The following is an 18,011-nucleotide window of genomic DNA, read 5'->3' on the forward strand; positions in this document are numbered from 1 at the left end:
AGCCCGGCGAGCACCGCCCGCGCCGCCCGGCTCGCGGCGCCCGTACGGTCGTCGCCGGGGACCCGTAAGGCGCGCAGCTCGCCCAGCAGCGCGGCCAGCTCACCGCGCGCGCGGGCGGGCAGCCGGGGCGCGAGTCGGTCCCAGTCGGCGGCGCAGGCGGCCAGCGTCGCGAAGGGGGCGAGGGGGTCGGCGGGCCCGTCGGCGGCCGGGGTGGCCGGAGGGTCCGGAGGGTCCGGCACGCCGTCGTACGGGCCGCCGCCGACGCCGTGGGCCCGGTCGCCGTACGGGCCCCCCTCGCCATACGGGCCGTCCGCGCCGTACGGGCCGCCACCTCCGCCCTCGCGGCCGTCCCCGCCGACCGGGCCTCCCGAGTGGTGCGCCGTCATCCGCACGTACCGCCTTCCCCCTCGCCGCGCGGGCCGTCCGCCGCCGCGCCCTGGGACCCGGCGCCGACGACGACATCGGCGACGATATCGGCCAGAACCGGGCGCCGCACGACCAGGTGCAGGTCCCATCCGGGGTCGGCGGCCGCCGCCATGGCCGTCCACAGCGCGCTCGCGCTCACCTCGGGCGGCAGGCCGCCCCGGCCCGCGCCGAGCAGCGCGAAGCAGACCGAGCGCAGCGGCGGGGTGAAGTCGTCGCGCTCCCGGGCCATCAGCGCCAGCGCGCGCGTGGCGGCGTCGGCCACGTCCTGGGCGACGACGTCGTAGTCGTTGGTGCCGGGGCGCGGGACGGCCACCGCCGCGTGGTAGACCCGGCGCACGCCCCGCTCGGCGAGCGCGCCGGGTCCGGTGGGCGCGACCGTCCCGGGGTGGACCGGGCGGCGCGCCGCACCGTGCCGCTCGCGCCAGGCCCGCAGCTCGTCGTACAGCGGGTCGGCCACCACGTCGCCCGACGCGTCGCGGACGGCGGCGGCCCGGCGCAGGCAGGCCGAAACGGACGCCTTGTATATCTCCGACAGGCTCAGGTGGGTGTTGGTGGGCGAGACGACGACGTCCACGTCGCGCAGCAGTTCGACGGGATGGGCGTGCAGGGTCACCCGCACGGGCCGGCCGGCCCGGGTGGCGGTGAGCACCCGGTGCTGGAGGTGCGGGGCGAGCAGCGGTACGGCCCCGGCGCGGGCGGCCGCGCCGCCGCCCGCGAGCCAGCACACCTGTTCGACCACCTGGCCGAGGACCATGTCCTCCTGGAACTTGCGGAAGCGCTCCACGCTGACGCCGTACACCTCGGCGGCGAGCTTGCGCCGGTCCGCGGCCGCCCGGTCCCGCATGCCCGGCGGCAGGCCGAGGGTCAGCTCGGCGGCCCGCTGGAGGTCGCCGCCGCCGAGCCGGGCCACGGCCGTACGCAACAGGTGTTCGACCTCGACGGGCCAGGAGTCGGTCGCCGCGCCGGGCGCGGAGGCGGCCGCGCGGCGCAGCAGGGGCAGGGCCAGCTCCCGGAGCCGGACCAGGCCCTCGCGGCGCACCGCCTTCACCTCGTGAAGGACTGAGGTGACGTCAAGGTGGGCGGCGGACGGCGGCATGGCGCCATCGTCCGGCCGGCCGGGCCCGCGCCACAAGGTGCCTCGGGACATGCCGCCCACCCTAGGGCCGCCCACCGGGCCGCCCTGGTCGTACGCCGGTCGTCCTCGGGGCGACTGCTGGGCGACTGCTGGGCGTGCCGCGGGGCGGCGTCCGGGCGCTCGGCGGCGTCTGAGCGACGTACGGGCGGGGTATGGGCGACGGCGCGGGCGGGCGCCCTCTTATGAGGCGGCCACGCGCGGGGCCGGCGCAGCGCCCGGTCAGCCGCCCGCCGGACTCAGCCGCCCGCCGGGCCGCCGGGCGCCGCCACCATGTCGTCCGGGCACGGCGTGCCGCGCGGCAGCCGGTAGCGGCCCGCGATGCGGTACGTACCGGCGTGCGGGGCGTGCAGCACCGTCCACTCGTCCTCCGGCTGGCCCTCCTCGGCCGGCTGCACCTGCTTGGTCAGGCAGCCGTCGCGGTTGACCGGCGGCCCGCCGTCGTAGTCGGAGTCAGGGGCCTTGACGGTGTCGCCGTCCTCGTCCACCAGGCCCAGCCAGGGCGAGTAGGGGACGCGGATGAGCACCGGGCCCTCGGCGGGCACGGTGATGACCAGTTCGTCGGCGCCCGCGCGCACCACGGTCGCGGGCGGTGCCGCTATCTGCGTCGGGTCGGCCACCTCGTACAGCCGCCAGTTGGCGTCGGACCACTTCTCGGTCAGGTAGGGCAGGCCCTTGGCGATGAGCCGGGCCTCCTTCTTGGCCGCGGGGTCCGGCTCGTCGGCGGGCAGGACCACGTAGTGCACGGCCATGCGCCGCAGCCAGCGGTGGTACGCGGCCGGGGTCAGCTCGTCGTCCTCGTAGAAGAGGGGGTTGCGGTCGGTGTCGCGCTGGCGGTTCCAGCCGCGCGCGAGATTGACGTACGGGGCGAGGGCGGAGGACTCGCGGTGGCTGCGCACCGGGACCACCTCGACCCGGCCCCGGTCGGCCTGCACCTTGTCCAGCGCGTCGAGCAGCGGCGCCAGCTCGCGCGCCCAGGACGCCGAGGGCGTGGTGTGGACGATGTCGATGCCCGTCTTCACGCCCTGCCAGACGACCGTGCCGAGCACGCAGGCGGCCACCAGCACCCACCGGGCCCCGTCGGCGGTCATCCGGCGGACGCGCGGCCAGGTGATCCGCTCGGGCAGCGCGGCCAGCAGCAGCACCCCGCTGAAGATCATGCCCAGCCGGGTGATGTTCGTGCCGACCTGGGACGGGATCACCCAGGCGAGGACCACGCCCAGTGCGTAGACGGCCGAGCCGACCCGCACCGTGCGCCACTGGCGCGGTACGAGGACGAACACGGCGACGCCCGAAAGGAACGGCAATATGGTCGACGGGAAGTCCATCGGCTGCTTGCCGGAGAACGGGAACAGCCACGCCGACAGGGCCACCACCGCGGCGGGCGGCAGGCCCAGCGCGTACGCGGCCGGACGGCGCCCGGTCAGCCACAGCGCGGCGGCCACCACGCCCACGAAAAGACCGGCCACCGGGCTCGACATGGTCGCCAGCGCCGCCATCACGCCCGCCAGCGCGGCCCGCCCGAACCGGTGGTGCCATCTTCGGGTGCGCCAGCGCGCCGGCCAGACGAAGACCACGGCCACGGCCGCGAGCCCGAACATCGTGCCGAGGCCGAAGGTCACCCGGCCCGACACCGCGTTGCACGCCAGGCAGAACGTGCCGTACAGGGCGGCCCACATCGGCCGCCGCACCGCGCGCGAGCGCACCAGCAGCAGCGCCACCAGGCCCGCCGACAGCGTGCCGGCGACCATCATCGTCGTCCGCACGCCGAGCACCGCCATCAGATACGGCGAGATGGCGCTGTACGAGACGGGGTGCATCCCGCCGTACCAGGCGAGGTTGTACGCGGAGGCCGGGTGCTGGAGGGCGAACTCCGCCCACGCGTCCTGGGCCGCCAGGTCGCCGCCGCTGTTGGCCAGCAGCAGCACCCACACCACGTGCAGCACGGCGGCGACGAGCAGGGCCGCGGGCACCGGGTGCCGCACGGCGCGCGCGGCACGGCGCAGGAGACGCCGCGACAGGGGGCCTTCGCCGCGGCCCTCCGCGTCCGGCGACCCGGTGCCCGGAGCACCGGACCCGCGCTGTGCGGGTACGCGTATTCGCTCGGCGGCGCCCGCCTTCGGGCCTCCGCTGTCGTCAGCCCGTGTCGGATCCACGGTGGTCACTGCGGCTCTCCCCGTCTTTCCCCCGAGATACGCCCCCATCGTCCTGTAGCCCGGTCGCGGTTTTCCCTCTCATTACGCCGAATACGCCACGGCACGCGCCCGCGCGGGCGGCACGGTGTGCCGGAGGGCCTTGGCGACGCTAGCACGCGCGGGGGCGCCGAAAGCCGTCAGGGCACGGGAGCGGGCTTCGGCGTGGCGCGCCCGCCGGGGCGGGCCCGGGCCGGTCCTCCGCCGAGTGGAGGACCGGCCCCCGGCCGGCCGCGGCGCGGGGTCAGACGTGGGTGAGCTTGTCCCCGAAGCCCGGCTTGGACAGGTCGTCCGCGAGGACCACCGGCACCCGCACGCCGGTGCCGTCCTTGTCCGCCTCCCCCTTGACGGCCCCCTTGGCCTCGTCGCTCTCCTCGTCGTCGCCCACGGTCAGCTCGCCGACGACCGTGCCCGCCTTCGCCTCGTGCGGCACGTCCTTGCCGCCGTCGGTGAGCCGGATCCGCACCGTCAGACCGCCCCAGCCGACGGCCCGGACGTCCCGGGTCGCCACCACCGGGGTCCTGCCGCCGAGCCCGTCGTCCACATAGCCCACGACATCCCCCTTCTTCACCACGACGGCGGAGGTGAGGGCGTCCTGCACGGCGGTGATGAGCTTGTAGCTGTTGGCCTGGACGAGCTTCAGGCTGCGGTCCAGTATCCCGTCGGCGTGCTGCCCGAGGACCACGCCGAGGATCCGCTGCGTACGGCCGTCGACCTGACGCACCGCGGCCCACATCAGCGCGCCGCCGGCCGGAGTGCTCGACCCGGTCTTGATGCCGATGACGCCCGGGCGCACCAGCAGGTCGTTGTTGTTGTAAATGCGGTCCTCAAGGCCGGGGACCTGCACGTTGGGTGTGGCCACGACCGACCGGAAGACCGCGCTGCGCATCGCCGCCTCGGCCAGTTTCAGCTGGTCGACGGCGGTGCTGCGGGTGGTGGCCTGGAGGCCGCTGGGGTCGGTGTAGGTGGTGTCGCGCATCCCCAGGTCGGTGGCGGCCGCGTTCATCTTCTTGACGAACGCGTCCTGCGTGCCCGCGTCCCACCGGGCGAGCAGGCGCGCGATGTTGTTCCCCGAGGGGATGAGCAGGAGCTGGAGCATCTGGTATTCGGTGAAGGTCTGCCCGGCCTTCACCGGCACCCGCGACTCGTCCTCGGAGTCCGCCTCCCTGCCCGCCTGCCCGTCGACGGTGATGACCGGGCCCTTCTGGCCCGCCTTCAGCGGGTGGTCCTTCAGCACGACGTACGCCGTCATCACCTTCGTGACGCTGGCGATCGGCGTGGGCTGCTGCGCGCCGTACGTCCCGAGGTCGCCCACGCCCTCCACCTCGGCGGCGGCCTGCCCCTGACCGGGCCAGGGCATGACGAGCCGCTGGCCGCCGAAGGAGTAGGAGGACTCGGCACTCAGCCGCAGCTCCGGGTCGGGCAGCGGACGCAGCGTCTGCACCACGCAGAAGACGGCCGCGAGCAGCACGACCACCGGCGTCCAGATCTTGACGCGGCGCAGGGTGGTGCGCAGCAGCGTGTCGGGCGGCGGCGGGGTGTTGGTCAGCTGCGCCAGCAGGTCGAGGGGGCGGGGCTCCGGCGCGGGCGGCACCGGTTCCTGCCTGGTGCGCTCCGACTCGGGCAGGCCGGCCCCGGCGGCCCTGCGCACGGGCGGGTCGTCGTCGGTGCGCAGCGGTACGAACCGGCTGGGCCGCCCGTCGTCGGGGGCACCGGGGGGAGCGGGAGGCACGGCGGGGACCGGGGGATCACCGGCCGGCGTGCCGGCGGCCTTCCCGTCCCTGTCCTCTTCTTCCTCCTCTCCTGTGTCCTTGTCCCGGCCCTGGCTCTTGTCGTCGGCGTTCTTCTCGTCCTGCTTGCCGTCCTGCTTACCGTCCTGTGTGCCGACGGTGGCGGCGGGGGCGGCGGGATGCGCCGGGGGCGCGGTGTCCGGCGAGTCGTCTGCCGCCGGCTTCGCGGGCGCGGCGGGCGTCGCGGACTTCGTGAGCCGGGCGGAGGGAACGGCGGGGCTCGCGGCGGACTCCGCGGCTTCCGCGGGCGCGGTTTCCTCGCCTTTCCCGACGGTCTCGGAGCTTTGGGCGCTCTCGGCGCTCTCGGCGGTCCTGACGTTCTCCGCCTGATCCTCGGCGGACTCCGTCCGGTGCGCGGCCCTGGCCCAGGCGGTGCCGAAGACGGCCGTGGGCTGATCCAGTCCCCCGGTCCGCTCGGGCGCGTCCGGGGCTGCGGGCCCGCCGTCCCTCGGCGGCCTGGGCGGCAGCACGCCGAGCACGGTCGTGCGCTGGTCCAGCCGGGCGGCGGGCCTGTCCTCGTCGGAGCCGGGAGCGGCGTCCCGTCCGGTGCGGTCGGCGTCTGCGGCACCGGACGGCCCCGGGTCGTCAGGCACCGATCCCACACCTTCGCTGGATTCGCTCGCGTGAATGACCGAATCTCCCCTGTCGGATGAGCGCGCGGACCCCGGCCGCACCCCGTCCCGCCCCTGCCCGACGTCCTGCCCCGCGTCCGACCGCGCGTCCGACCGCGCGTCCGGTCCTGCGTCCTGCCGTACGGAACGGAACACCGCCGTCACCCGGTCCACGGGCTCTCCCGAGCCTCCGGGCGCCCCTCTGAGCGCCCCGGAGCCGCCGGAAGTGGAATCCCCGGCAGCGGGCTCCCCGAGACCCCCAGCGGGCCTCTCAGTGCCCCTGGAACCCTCCAGGGGCACATGCCCGCCGCCACGGGCGGGATCGGCCGTCGGCGCGCCGTCCACGCCCGGGGCTCCGTCCGCACCTCCGGACGCCGCCGGTCCCCCGCGCCCCGCCGGCCCCGCGGGACCGCCCGCACCGCCCGTACCGCCCGCACGGCCCGTACCGCCCGCGCGGCCCGCGCCGTCCTGGCCGCCGTGCGGTCCGGCCTCGCCGGACGCCTCGTCCAGCCGTCCCACATCGCGGACCCCGGTCGTACCGCCCGGGCCCGCCGCGCCCTCCGCGCCGTCGGCCCCGGAGTCCTCGTGCGCGCCCGCCGCGCGCCCGCGCGTGTCCGCGACCGGGGCCGCGGCCGGTGCGCCGTCGCCGTCCCGGGCCGCCGGCAGCCGCGGGTCACGTTCGCCGCCCGCCGTCCCCCTCGACGACTTCCGCTGTTCCGACCTGCCGGGGGACTCGCCCGCCACCGATGCCTCCTCGAAAAAACCGTGCGCGGGACGCCCGCCGATGGCGCGCGAACCCGCGTAGTCGCCTACCAGTGTCCTGCGCCGCGGGCGCGTTTCCGCGCAGCGGCGCTCCCCGAAAAGCGCCCTCAGAGCGCGCCGAGGAAGCTCTCAGGACGCTCTCAAGGGGCTGTTTCGGCCTGAGACGAGGAAGACATACCTACTGGTTCCCACCCAAATCACCCACGCACTCTCGACAGACCAATGTGAGAGGGGTCACCCTGTCATTCATCCACGCGGGGAGGCATGGATGGGCAAGAGCCGCAGAACTATTCCGGAAGAGCTTTTGTTGCTCGCCTTGGACCCGACCACGGGCACCACGGCGCAGCCGCAGTCGCTCGACCTCGGTCTCGCCGGAGCACAGCTAGTGGAGCTGGCTCTGGCCGGACGGATAGCCCCAGATGGGGATCGTATCGCCGTGGTCCTGGCACGGCCGACTGGAGATCCAACCCTGGACTCCGCGCTCGAACTGCTGCGCCGTCGCGGCAGTCCGGTGCGCGCCGTCCACTGGATCGGCGGGCCCCGCCTGGGGCTGCGCCAGACGTATCTCGCGCACCTGGAGCGGTGCGGCATGGTGCACGCCGTGCCGGGCCAGATGTGCGGGGTGCTGCCGACGACTCGCTATCAGGCGACGGACACGGCGATCAGCCGGGAGATCAGGGCCCGGTTGGACAGCGCTATCCGCACCGGCGTACCGCCGGACCCGCGGACCGCGGCGCTGGCCGCCCTGGCCCACGCGGTCGGGCTCGGCAAGCACCTCTACCCCGGAAACGAGGGGCGCTCCTCGCGCTCCCGGCTCCGGGACCTGATCAGGCACGATCCGATGGGCGGACTCGTGGCGCACGCTGTCATGGACGTGCAAAACGGCGTGGCGGCCCAGCCACGGCGCGCGCCGGCCCGGCAGCCCGCGACCCGGGGCGCCGAGCGGGCGGCCGGAGTCCCGGCCCAGCCGTCCCGCCGCGGGAGCATGGCCCGCGTCGGGGCCCGCTGAGCCGAGGACCGGCAGCGGTCCGACCATCAGTTCGCCACACGCACCACCGCACCACCCGCTCCACCGACCGCACCGAAGTCCCCCAAGACCCGGTTCGGGAGCCGCAGCAGCGCGCGGAGCGGCGGGACGGCCGATCCGGACGACGGCCGCCCCGCCGCTCCGCGCGCTCATGTCCGCGCCCGGGGCCGCGCCCGCGCCCCGGGCCCGGCGCACCCGGAACCGGCGCACCGGGACGCTGACGCCGGGCGCCCGCGCGGCCGGAGCCCGCGACCGCCCGCCGGGCGCGCTCCGGCGCGGAATCTGAGAGCCTGTCACCGACCGGCCGGCCTGCCTGCCGCGCCCGGCCGGTGGCTTCGTCGTGCCCGCGCCCGCCCGTACGCCGTGGGGCGCGCCCTCACGCGCGGGAGCGCGCGGGACACGTCGCAGCCGCGCGGGCACCCTGTGTGCCCGTTTTCCAGCGCGGTCCCGACACTTGGTGGCAGGCTGCTGAAAAGCAGCCACCGCAGTACGAGCCGGAGGTGCACCTACCGTGACGTCCACAGTCGGCCCCACCGTCAGACGACGCCGGTTGGGCCAGGAACTGCGCAGGCTCCGCCAGGAGAAGGGCATGACGGCCGAGCAGGTGGCGGAGGAGCTGATGGTCTCGCAGTCCAAGATCAGCCGCCTGGAGAACGGCCGCCGCAGCATCAGCGCGCGCGACGTGCGCGACCTGTGCCGGGCCTACGGGGTCGAGGACAAGGCGCTCGTCGAATCGCTGATGCAAATGGCGAAGGACTCCCGCCAGCAGGGCTGGTGGAACGCCTTCGCCGACGTCCCCTACAGCGTGTACATCGGCTTCGAGACCGACGCGGCCTCGCTGCGGGTCTACGAGCCGCAGGTGCTGCCGGGCCTGTTGCAGACCCCGGAGTACGCGGACGCGGTGATCAGGGGCGCGCTGCCGGAGGCGCCGGCCGACCAGATCGACCAGCGCGTACAGGTCCGGATGAAGCGGCAGGAGCGGGTGACCGACCCGCTCTCCCCGCTGCGGCTGTGGGCCGTCGTCGACGAGGCGGCCATGCGGCGCGTGGTCGGCGGGCACCGGGTGATGAGCGAGCAGCTTGAGTACCTCGTGCACATGAGCCGCGAGCCGCATGTGATCGTGCAGGCACTTCCGTTCGACATGGGTTCGCATCCCGGGATGAGCGGCCAGTTCGCCATTCTGGAGTTCTCGGACGAGTCGGACACGAGCGTGGTCTACCTGGAAGGCGTGACCAGCGATCTGTATCTGGAGAAGCTCTCCGATGTGCAGAGTTACAGCATGATGTACGAACACCTGCGCGCACAGGCGTTGAATGTCGAACAGAGTCGGCAGTTCATCTCCGACATTGCGCGGGAGCACGCTCGGCGTGCGGAAGAGGGCGCGGACGGGGGTTCCGAAATACCGCGCTGACCTGGAAGGTCGTAGAGTACACCGACCAACCCCCCGCTCGGAAGCACCCCTTGGCCATGCCATCCGGTCGAGTGAACACCGCAGTTTCGCAAGCGCGTTGACGAGTAACGTCTTCATCGCCCTCCACGGAGGCGCAACCCATCACCGGAAGGCAATTGGAGCAAACATGTCAATTCGGCTCGGAAAGCAGAGAGCGTGGCGGAAATCCTCGTACTCCGCGGGGAATGGGGCGTGCGTCGAAGTCGCGTCCCCCGCCCCGCGCGTCGTTGCCGTGCGTGACTCGAAGGACCCGCACGGGCCGTCGCTCGGTTTCGCGCCGGAGCCGTGGGCAGCCTTCGTCGCGGATGTCAGCCGCGGAGTGTTCGGCAGCGATTGATAGCCTACGCAGCCGCACAGCTCCATCGCGCCAGCGCACGCGGGCCCTCTCTGCCGGACATTCGTTCGCGCCGGGAGGGCCCTTCGCCGTTCAATATCGGCCATTCACCCGATGATTCGGGCCGTAAATGGCTGAAATTCGGCTGACGGGCCGACGGAATACGTCCGAACGCGGCGCAATTCGACGGACCTCGACCGGGACGCTTCACGCTGCGCGGACCCGCCGGGCGGCGGGCGGCGGGCGGCGGTGCCTAGGCTCGCGGGTAGCGGGCCAGCCAGGCGGGCGACGAAGCGCCCGGGCCGTGCAGGGCCGCGCCCTGCGTCATCTCCATCGCGAAGTCGTCGGCCAGCTCCAGGATCGTGCCCCGGCCCTCCACCTCCGCCAGCCACGCGGGCGGCAGGGCCGTCTCGCCGTGCAGCGCGCCCAGCAGGTTGCCGCAGATGGCGCCCGTGGAGTCGCTGTCACCGCCGTGGTTGACGGCCAGCAGCAGGCCGTGCCGCACGTCCTCGGCGACCAGCGCGCAGTACACGCCGATCGCCAGTGCCTCCTCGCCGGTCCAGCCCTCCCCCAGCATCTCCACCCGCTCCGCCGTCGGCAGGCCCTGCCGTACGGCGCCCAGGGCCTGCCGGAGCGCGTCGGCCGTCTCCTCGTGGCCGGGCTGGGCGGCCAGGTGGGCCATGGCCCGCTGGACGGCCGCGTCCAGCGGCTCGCCGCGCGCGAGCCCGTGCACGATGAGCGCGAAGGCGCCCGCCGACAGGTAGCCGGTGGGGTGGCCGTGGGTCTGCACCGCGCACTCGATGGCCAGCTGGAAGACCAGCTGCGGCTCCCAGCCCACCAGCAGGCCGAAGGGCGCGGAGCGCATGACGGCCCCGCAGCCCTTGGAGTCGGGGTTGCGCGGTGTCTCCAGCGTGCCCATGGCGGCGTCGGCGAGGCCGCTCAGGCAGGCGCGGCCGGGCGCGCGCTGCGCGTACAGCCACTCCTCGCGGGCGAGCCAGCCGTCGTCGCCCTTGCGCTCGTCCGGGCCCCAGTCGCGCTGGGTGGCGTACCAGCGGCGGTAGGCGGCGTGCAGGTCGGTGGGCGGGTGCCAGGCGCCGGTGTCGCGGCGCACCTGGGCACGGATCAGGCCGTCCACGGTGAACAGCGTCATCTGGGTGTCGTCGGTGACCCGGCCGCGCCGCCCGTAGGCGGGGGCCAGGTCGGTGACGCCCTCGGGCCCGTGCTCGGCGCGGATGTCTCCCAGGGAGGAGAACTCCACGGGCGCGCCGAGCGCGTCGCCGATCGCGCCGCCGAGCAGGCAGCCGCGCACCCGCGCACGGTAGTCCTGCTGTTCGGCCCGGCCCCATACGCCGGCCGCCGCGCTGCTCGTCCCGGTCACGGCCGCTCCCTTCGTACCGCGTGTGCGTACGGCGAGTGACACAATCCGGGGCACTGTAATGGACGACCCGCCCGGGTTTGGAAGGCCCGCGCCGGAATCCGCCGCGAATGTGAAGGGGTCGGCACGGCCCGTTTCCCGCGCCGTAGCCTTCCGGCCGGTGCGCTCCGGGACCCGTACGGCGCCCCGGCCCGCGCGCGGCGCGCACCGGCCCCGCGCGGGCGACGCCCTCGTCACGTCTCCAGCGGCGCCCTCACTCCCCCAGCACCGGCAGCAGCCGGGGCAGGTGCCCGTCCGAGGCGAGGGCCGCCGCCTGCCGCTCGGCCGGGACCTCGCCGTAGGTGGTCGTACGGGGCCGCGCGGGACGGCCCGCGGCCTCGGCGATGGCGACCAGGTCGCGCACGGAGCGGTACGAGCCGTAGGAGGAGCCCGCCATGCGGGAGATGGTCTCCTCCATGAGCGTGCCGCCCAGGTCGTTCGCCCCGGAACGCAGCATTTCGGCCGCGCCGTCGGTGCCGAGCTTCACCCAGCTCGTCTGGATATTGCCGATGTGCGGGTGGAGCAGCAGCCGGGCCATGGCGGTCACGGCCCGGTTGTCACGGGCGGTGGGCCCGGGACGGGCGATGCCCGCCAGGTAGACCGGCGCGTTCGTGTGCACGAACGGCAGGGTGACGAACTCGGTGAAGCCGCCCGTCTCCCGCTGGATGCGCGCCAGCAGCCGCAGGTGGCCCAGCCAGTGCCGGGGCTGGTCGACGTGCCCGTACATCATCGTGGACGAGGAGCGGATGCCCAGCTCGTGCGCGGTGGTGACCACCTCGACCCAGGTGTCGGTGGGCAGCTTGCCCTTGGTGAGCACCCAGCGGACCTCGTCGTCCAGGATCTCCGCGGCGGTGCCGGGGATGGTGTCCAGGCCCGCCTCGCGCGCGGCCGTCAGCCACTCGCGGATGGACAGGCCCGCGCGTGCCGCGCCATGGGCGACCTCCATGGGCGAGAAGGCGTGCACGTGCATGCCGGGCACGCGCTCCTTGACCGCCCGCGCGAGGTCGAAGTACGCGGTGCCGGGCAGGTCGGGGTGGATGCCGCCCTGCATGCACACCTCCACCGCGCCCACCTCCCACGCCTGCTGGGCCCGGTCGGCGACCTGCTCCAGGGACAGCGTGTAGGCGTCGGCGTCGGTGCGGCGCTGGGCGAAGGCGCAGAAGCGGCAGCCGGTGTAGCAGACGTTGGTGAAGTTGATGTTGCGGGTGACGATGTACGTCACGTCGTCGCCGACCGCGGCGCGGCGCACGTCGTCGGCGATGCGGCACAGGGCGTCCAGCGCCGGGCCGTCGGCGTGCAGCAGGGCCAGCGCCTCGGGGTCGGTCAGCCGGGTGGGGTCGTCGGCGGCGCGGGACAGGGCGGCCTTCACGTCCGCGTCGACGCGCTCGGGCGCCATGCCGGGCGCGGCCGCCTCGCGCAGCGCCTCCCAGTCGCCGTACACCGCGTCGAAGTCGTCGCGGCGGTCGGCCGTGCGGCCCTCGGTGTCGATGGTGCGGTGCAGGTCCGTACGCCCCGAGCCCGCGCCCGCCGCGGCCAGACCGCCGTCCGGCTCCTGCCAGGGCAGGCCGGCGGGCGTCACGCCGTCACGCGCGAGGCCGGTGTCCGGGTCGGCGAGCGCGGTGACGTGCGGCAGCAGCCGCGGGTCCAGCCAGGGCTCGCCGCGGCGGAGGAACTCCGGGTAGACCGTCAGCCGCTCGCGCAGGGTGAAACCGCAGGCGGCGGTGCGCTCGGCCAGCTCGTCCAGGTGCGGCCACGGGCGCTCGGGGTTGACGTGGTCCGGGGTCAGCGGGGACACCCCGCCCCAGTCGTCGATGCCCGCGCCGATGAGCAGCGCGTACTGGTCGTCGACCAGGTTCGGCGGGGCCTGGACGCGGGCCGAGGGGCCCAGGACGTGCCGGGCCACGGCCACCGCGGCGGCCAGCTCGGCGGGCTCCGCGTCCGGTGCGGCGCGCATCGCGGTGCCGGGCTTGGCGCGGAAGTTCTGGACGATGACCTCCTGGACGCCGTGGTACGCGCGGGCGACGCGGCGCAGGGCGAACAGGGACTCGGCGCGCTCCTCGTACGTCTCGCCGATGCCGATGAGGACGCCGGTGGTGAAGGGCACGTTGGACCGGCCGGCGTCCTCCAGCACGCGCAGCCGGACGGCCGGGTCCTTGTCGGGCGACCCGTGGTGCGGGCCGCCCGGCTCGCTCCACAGCCGCGTCGCGGTGGTCTCCAGCATCATGCCCATGGACGGCGCGACGGGCTTCAGGCGCTGGAAGTCGGCCCAGGTCAGCACGCCGGGATTGAGGTGCGGCAGCAGGCCGGTCTCCTCCAGGACGCGCACGGCCATGGCGCGCACGTAGGCGAGGGTGTCGTCGTAGCCCCGCGCGTCCAGCCACGCGCGGGCCTCGGGCCAGCGGTCCTCGGGCCTGTCGCCGAGCGTGAACAGGGCCTCCTTGCAGCCCAGGGCCGCGCCGTCGCGGGCGATGGCCAGCACCTCGTCCGGCGAGAGGAACATGTCGTGGCCCGCGCGGCGCAGCGCGCCGGGGACGGTCACAAAGGTGCAGTAGTGGCAGCGGTCGCGGCACAGCCGGGTGAGCGGGATGAAGACCTTGCGGGAGTAGGTGATGACGCCGGGGCGGCCCGCCGCCTCCAGACCGGCGTCGCGCACGCGGGCGGCGGAGGCGCACAGGTCGGCCAGGTCGTCGCCGCGTGCTCGCAGCAGGACGGCCGCCTCGGCCACGTCGAGCGCCACGCCGTCGCGGGCCCGCTTCAGGGCGCGGCGCATGGCGGAGGCGGTCGGGGCCGCGGCCGGGCCGGGCGGCGGCGGGGAGAACGCGCCGGGCTCGAAGGAGCCGGCGGGGGAACAGGAGGCCGGGGCGGAGGGTGAGGTCGGAGCGGTCGGTCGGGGTCCTGGCGCGCTCGTGGTCATTCTTCGAGCATAAGAGCGAGGGGTGACACAGCCCGGGTGGCCGGGCGCGCGAATCCGCGGGTCCGGTCGGGAAACCGCTCACCCGTACGAGGGAACGGGGGCGGCGCACGACCGGAGCGCGGACGGGCCGTCAGCGGGGGCGGCGCACCGCCCGGACGCCGGCTCGCTGGTCGGGCGGTGTGCGGACGCGGCGGCGGGGCTCCCTCTGACCGCCTTCTGGCCGACACCGGGTTATCCACAGGCCTTTCCGCGTTCGTCACCCGGCCGTAGAACGGTGGCACGCGGGTGCCGGACGGTACCGCGACCACCGACCCCGGAGGATGGGATGCGGCGACGCGACGTGCTCAGGCTCTCGGCCCTGGCGGGCGCGGCGGGAGCGCTGACGCTCGACCCGGTGACCTTCCCCGACGCCGCCGCGCAGGACGGGCAGGCGCGGGACGGGCAGGCGGACGGCGGCGGGCGGGAGGAGACCCGCACGGTCACCGGCCACCTGCCCGTCGGCGCGCCGGACTTCGTCTACCTGCCGGTCGAGGTGCCGCGCGGCGCCCGCGAAATCGCCGTGTCGTACACCTACGACAGCCCCCGGGTCCCACCCGGTACCCAGGGCAACGCGTGCGACATCGGCATCTTCGACGAGCGCGGCACGGCCCTGGGCGGGCGCGGCTTCCGAGGCTGGTCGGGCGGCGCCCGCACCGAGTTCGCCATCAGCGCCGAGCAGGCGACGCCCGGCTATGTGCCCGGCCCCGTGCGCCCGGGCACCTGGCACGTGGTCCTCGGGCCGTACACCGTCGCCCCCGAGGGCCTGCGGTACGACGTCACGGTGACCGTGCGGTACGGCGCCTCCGGCCGGACGCCCGCTCCGGTGTACCCCCCGCACCGGGCCAAAGGACGCGGCCGCGCCTGGTACCGCGGCGACTGCCACCTGCACACGGTGTACTCGGACGGCAAGCGCACCCCGGCCGAGGTGGCCGCCGCCGCCCGCGCGGCCGGCCTGGACTTCATCACCACCACCGAGCACAACACCCACTCCGGGCACCGCGCGTGGGACGGCCTGTGGGGTGACGACCTGCTGATCCTCACCGGTGAGGAGGTCACCACGCGCAACGGTCACGTGGTCGCCCTGGGCGTCGACCCGGGCGTCTTCATCGACTGGCGCTATCGCGCGCGGGACAACGCCTTCGGGCGCTACGCGCGCGAGATCCGGCGCGCGGGCGGCCTGGTGGTGCCCGCGCACCCGCACGCGACCTGCGTCGGGTGCAACTGGAAGTTCGGGTTCAACGAGGCCGACGCGGTCGAGGTGTGGAACGGGCCGTACACGGCGGACGACGAGATGACGATCGCCGAGTGGGACAACACGCTGGTCGCCGCCGTGCGCGGCCCCGGCCGGGGCTGGCTGCCGGCCATGGGCAACAGCGACGCGCACCGCGAGCCGCAGGTCGTCGGCCTGCCGCAGACCGTGGTGCTCGCTGACGACCTGTCGCGGGAGGCGATCCAGGAGGGCTTGCGGGCCGGCCGCAGCTGGATAGCGGAGTCCTCGGCGATAGACCTCTCCTTCGAGGCGGTGGGCGGCCGCGGGCAGCACGCGGGGATCGGCGAGCGGCTGGCGGTGGCCGGGGACGAGGAGGTGACGGTGCGGCTGCGGGTCTCCGGCGCCCCCGGCTGCGGGGTCCGCTTCGTCACCGACCAGGGCCAGCTGTACGCCACGATGCTGTCCGCGTCCGGCACGGGCGCGGCCGAGTGGCGCACCACCTCCTCCTACGCGGCGTACGTGCGCGCCGAGGTGCGCCACCCGCCCGCCGACGGCGGGGCGTCCGGCCTGCCGGGAGCGATGGCCGCGTTGACCAACCCCATATGGCTGGGCGGCCGGGACACGGATTGACGTCCGGCCGGGTGGGCGGACACCGGCCGCCCGCGCGACGACGCCCCGACGGCCGCGACCGCCGGACGACCGCCCGGACGACCGCCGGTCCGATCGCGGCCCCGGCGGCCCCGGCAGTACCCACGGCCCGTCGGACCGATCGCCGGTGCCCCCGTGACGTGCCGTCGACGTGCCGTCAGGCGTGCGAAGCCGACCGCTCGCGGGACGACCGCCGACCAGGCGACCGCGCGCTGAGGGACCGTTCGCGGGAGCGACCGCGACGGCTCGGGTGACCGGCGGGCGGGGGGCGGCGAGCGGCGAGGGTGCCGGCGGCCGACCCCGGCGCGGTCCGCGAACGGCCGGCGGCCTGACGACCGCCGCGGGCCGACGCCGACGGGCGCTGACGGACGCTGAACCGGCCGTCCGGCGAGGGGCCGGCGTTAGCCGACCGGTCGGCTAACGCCTTGACGTGAAGTCAACTGCTCCTGCAAGCTGGCCNTTGACGTGAAGTCAACTGCTCCTGCAAGCTGGCCTGTTGGCCGACCGGCCGCGCTCGCGCCGCAACCCCTATCACTTCCTGCGCGGGAACCGTGGAGAGCACCCTCCGCATCTCGTCGTAGTGATGGCGACGAGCCGGACCCGCCCCGTGCCGTGGGGGACGGCGGGGCGGGGGCGGCCCGGGGCGCGCGCGGCACCGGCGCGCGGGCGCTTCGGGCGGCCGTGGGCATCACGGCCGACAGGCGATATCCGGTTGGCGGAAAGCCTGCGGCCGACTGACCGCGGACGACTTCGGCCACGGGCGAAGACGCCAGGCCCCTACTGACGTAGGGGGCATGGACAGGGCAGACTGACCCGTGCGACCAGCAAGCACAGGCAGGGGGAGACCATGACCGGCGAGAAGGACCGAGCACGGGGGCAGCAGTTGCGCTTCACCCTGCTCGGACCGGTCCGGGCCTGGCGGGGTGACGAGCAGCTCAACACGGGATCGCCGCAGCAGAAGGCCTTACTGGCCGCCCTGCTGCTACGCGGCGGGCGCACGGTGACCGCACCGGAGCTCGTCGACGGGCTGTGGGGGGACGACCCTCCCGACGCGGCCGTCGCGGCGCTGCGCACCTACGCCTCACGGCTGCGCAAGGCCTTCGGCCCCGACGCGGACGTCCTGGTGAGCGAGTCCGGAGGGTATGCCGTCCGGATAGGGGTGGGCGCGCTGGACACCGAGGTGGCCGAGCGGCTGGCCGCCGAGGCGGAGAAGGCCCAGCAGTCCGGCGACCGCACGCGGGCGCGCGAACTGCTCGTCGAGGCGCTGGAGCTGTGGGACGGCGAGCCGCTGGCCAGCGTCCCGGGGCCGTACGCGGAAAGCCAGCGCAACCGCCTGGGCGAATGGCACCTGGTCCTCATCGAGACCCGGCTCGACCTGGACCTGAGCACCGGCTTCCACGCCGAGGCGGTCTCCGAGCTGACCGCGCTGACCGCCCAGCACCCGCTGCGCGAGCGGCTGCGGGAGCTGCTGATGCTCGCGCTGTACCGCAGCGGGCGGCAGGCCGAGGCGCTGGCGGTGTACGCGGACACCCGCAAACTGCTCGCCGAGGAGCTGGGCGTCGACCCGCGCCCGGAGCTGTCCGAGCTCCAGCAGCGCATCCTGCAGGCCGACGCCGACCTGGCCGCCCCCGTAGAGGCCAGGTCGCAGGCGGCACCCGCCATCGTCCGACCCGCCCAGCTGCCCGCCACCGTCCCGGACTTCACCGGCCGCACGGCCTTCGTCAACGAACTGGGCGAGCAGCTGGCCACCGCCGAGGGCCGGGTCATGGCCGTCTCGGCGATGGCCGGCATCGGCGGAGTGGGCAAGACCACCCTGGCCGTGCACGTCGCCCACCGCGCCCGGCCCCTGTTCCCGGACGGGCAGCTCTACGTCGACCTCCAGGGGGCCGGCCCCAACCCGGTGGCCGCCGAACCGGAGGCCGTGCTGGGCGCCTTCCTGCGCGCCCTGGGCACCGCCGAGTCCGCCATCCCCGACGGCCTGGACGAACGCGCCGCGCTCTTCCGCTCCACCCTCGACGGCCGTCGCGTCCTGGTCCTGCTGGACAACGCCCGGGACGCCGCT

Annotated in this window: 10 protein-coding genes and 1 pseudogene; 5 read left to right on the plus strand and 6 right to left on the minus strand. The window is 75.0% G+C overall.

Annotation, left to right across the window (positions count from 1 at the left end):
- The 4 genes and pseudogenes from RKE29_RS17705 to RKE29_RS17720 form a co-directional block, all read right to left on the minus strand.
- A pseudogene (locus tag RKE29_RS17705) lies at positions 1-386 on the minus strand (hypothetical protein); the annotation flags it as partial.
- Positions 383-1,522 carry a hypothetical protein gene (locus RKE29_RS17710; protein ID WP_312006391.1) on the minus strand — a complete coding sequence of 380 codons (1,140 nt, stop codon included), beginning with the start codon at positions 1,520-1,522 and terminating at the stop codon, positions 383-385. The gene RKE29_RS17710 and the pseudogene RKE29_RS17705, both read right to left, overlap by 4 nt.
- Positions 1,523-1,797: 275 nt before the next feature.
- Positions 1,798-3,723, minus strand: a complete 1,926-nt coding sequence (locus tag RKE29_RS17715) for an MFS transporter (protein WP_312006392.1) — start codon at positions 3,721-3,723, stop codon at positions 1,798-1,800.
- Positions 3,724-3,994: 271 nt separating this feature from the next.
- Positions 3,995-6,133 carry a D-alanyl-D-alanine carboxypeptidase gene (locus RKE29_RS17720; RefSeq protein ID WP_312006393.1) on the minus strand — a complete coding sequence of 713 codons (2,139 nt, stop codon included), beginning with the start codon at positions 6,131-6,133 and terminating at the stop codon, positions 3,995-3,997.
- 1,048 nt (positions 6,134-7,181) lie between these two features.
- Here RKE29_RS17720 and RKE29_RS17725 point away from each other — a divergent pair.
- The 3 genes from RKE29_RS17725 to RKE29_RS17735 all read left to right on the plus strand — a co-directional run bounded on the left by RKE29_RS17725 (position 7,182) and on the right by RKE29_RS17735 (position 9,727).
- Entirely contained in the window at positions 7,182-7,922 is a 741-nt protein-coding gene (locus tag RKE29_RS17725; RefSeq protein ID WP_312006394.1) for a GPP34 family phosphoprotein, read from the plus strand.
- A 529-nt stretch (positions 7,923-8,451) separates the two neighbouring features.
- Positions 8,452-9,351, plus strand: a complete 900-nt coding sequence (locus tag RKE29_RS17730) for a helix-turn-helix transcriptional regulator (protein WP_312006395.1) — start codon at positions 8,452-8,454, stop codon at positions 9,349-9,351.
- A gap of 166 nt (positions 9,352-9,517) precedes the next feature.
- Positions 9,518-9,727 (plus strand): DUF397 domain-containing protein, encoded by a 210-nt coding sequence (locus tag RKE29_RS17735; RefSeq protein ID WP_312006396.1) that lies wholly within the window; start codon positions 9,518-9,520, stop codon positions 9,725-9,727.
- Between the two features lie 250 nt (positions 9,728-9,977).
- On the opposite strand, the gene RKE29_RS17740 is transcribed toward RKE29_RS17735, so the two are convergent.
- Positions 9,978-11,102, minus strand: coding sequence for an ADP-ribosylglycohydrolase family protein (locus tag RKE29_RS17740; protein ID WP_312006397.1), 1,125 nt, complete (start codon positions 11,100-11,102; stop codon positions 9,978-9,980).
- 250 nt (positions 11,103-11,352) lie between these two features.
- Positions 11,353-14,052: a bifunctional FO biosynthesis protein CofGH gene (locus tag RKE29_RS17745; protein WP_312006398.1), complete on the minus strand. Its 2,700-nt coding sequence runs from the start codon at positions 14,050-14,052 to the stop codon at positions 11,353-11,355.
- A gap of 325 nt (positions 14,053-14,377) precedes the next feature.
- Between RKE29_RS17745 and RKE29_RS17750 the strand changes: the two genes are divergently transcribed.
- Complete coding sequence (locus RKE29_RS17750) at positions 14,378-15,931, plus strand: CehA/McbA family metallohydrolase (RefSeq protein ID WP_312006399.1); 1,554 nt, start codon at positions 14,378-14,380, stop codon at positions 15,929-15,931.
- Positions 15,932-16,796: 865 nt separating this feature from the next.
- Positions 16,797-18,011, plus strand: a 1,215-nt coding sequence (locus RKE29_RS17755; RefSeq protein WP_312006400.1) for an AfsR/SARP family transcriptional regulator, incomplete at its 3' end; no start/stop codon positions are given.

The sequence above is a fragment of the Streptomyces sp. B1866 genome, from assembly GCF_031932565.1.
Lineage (GTDB): Bacteria > Actinomycetota > Actinomycetes > Streptomycetales > Streptomycetaceae > Streptomyces.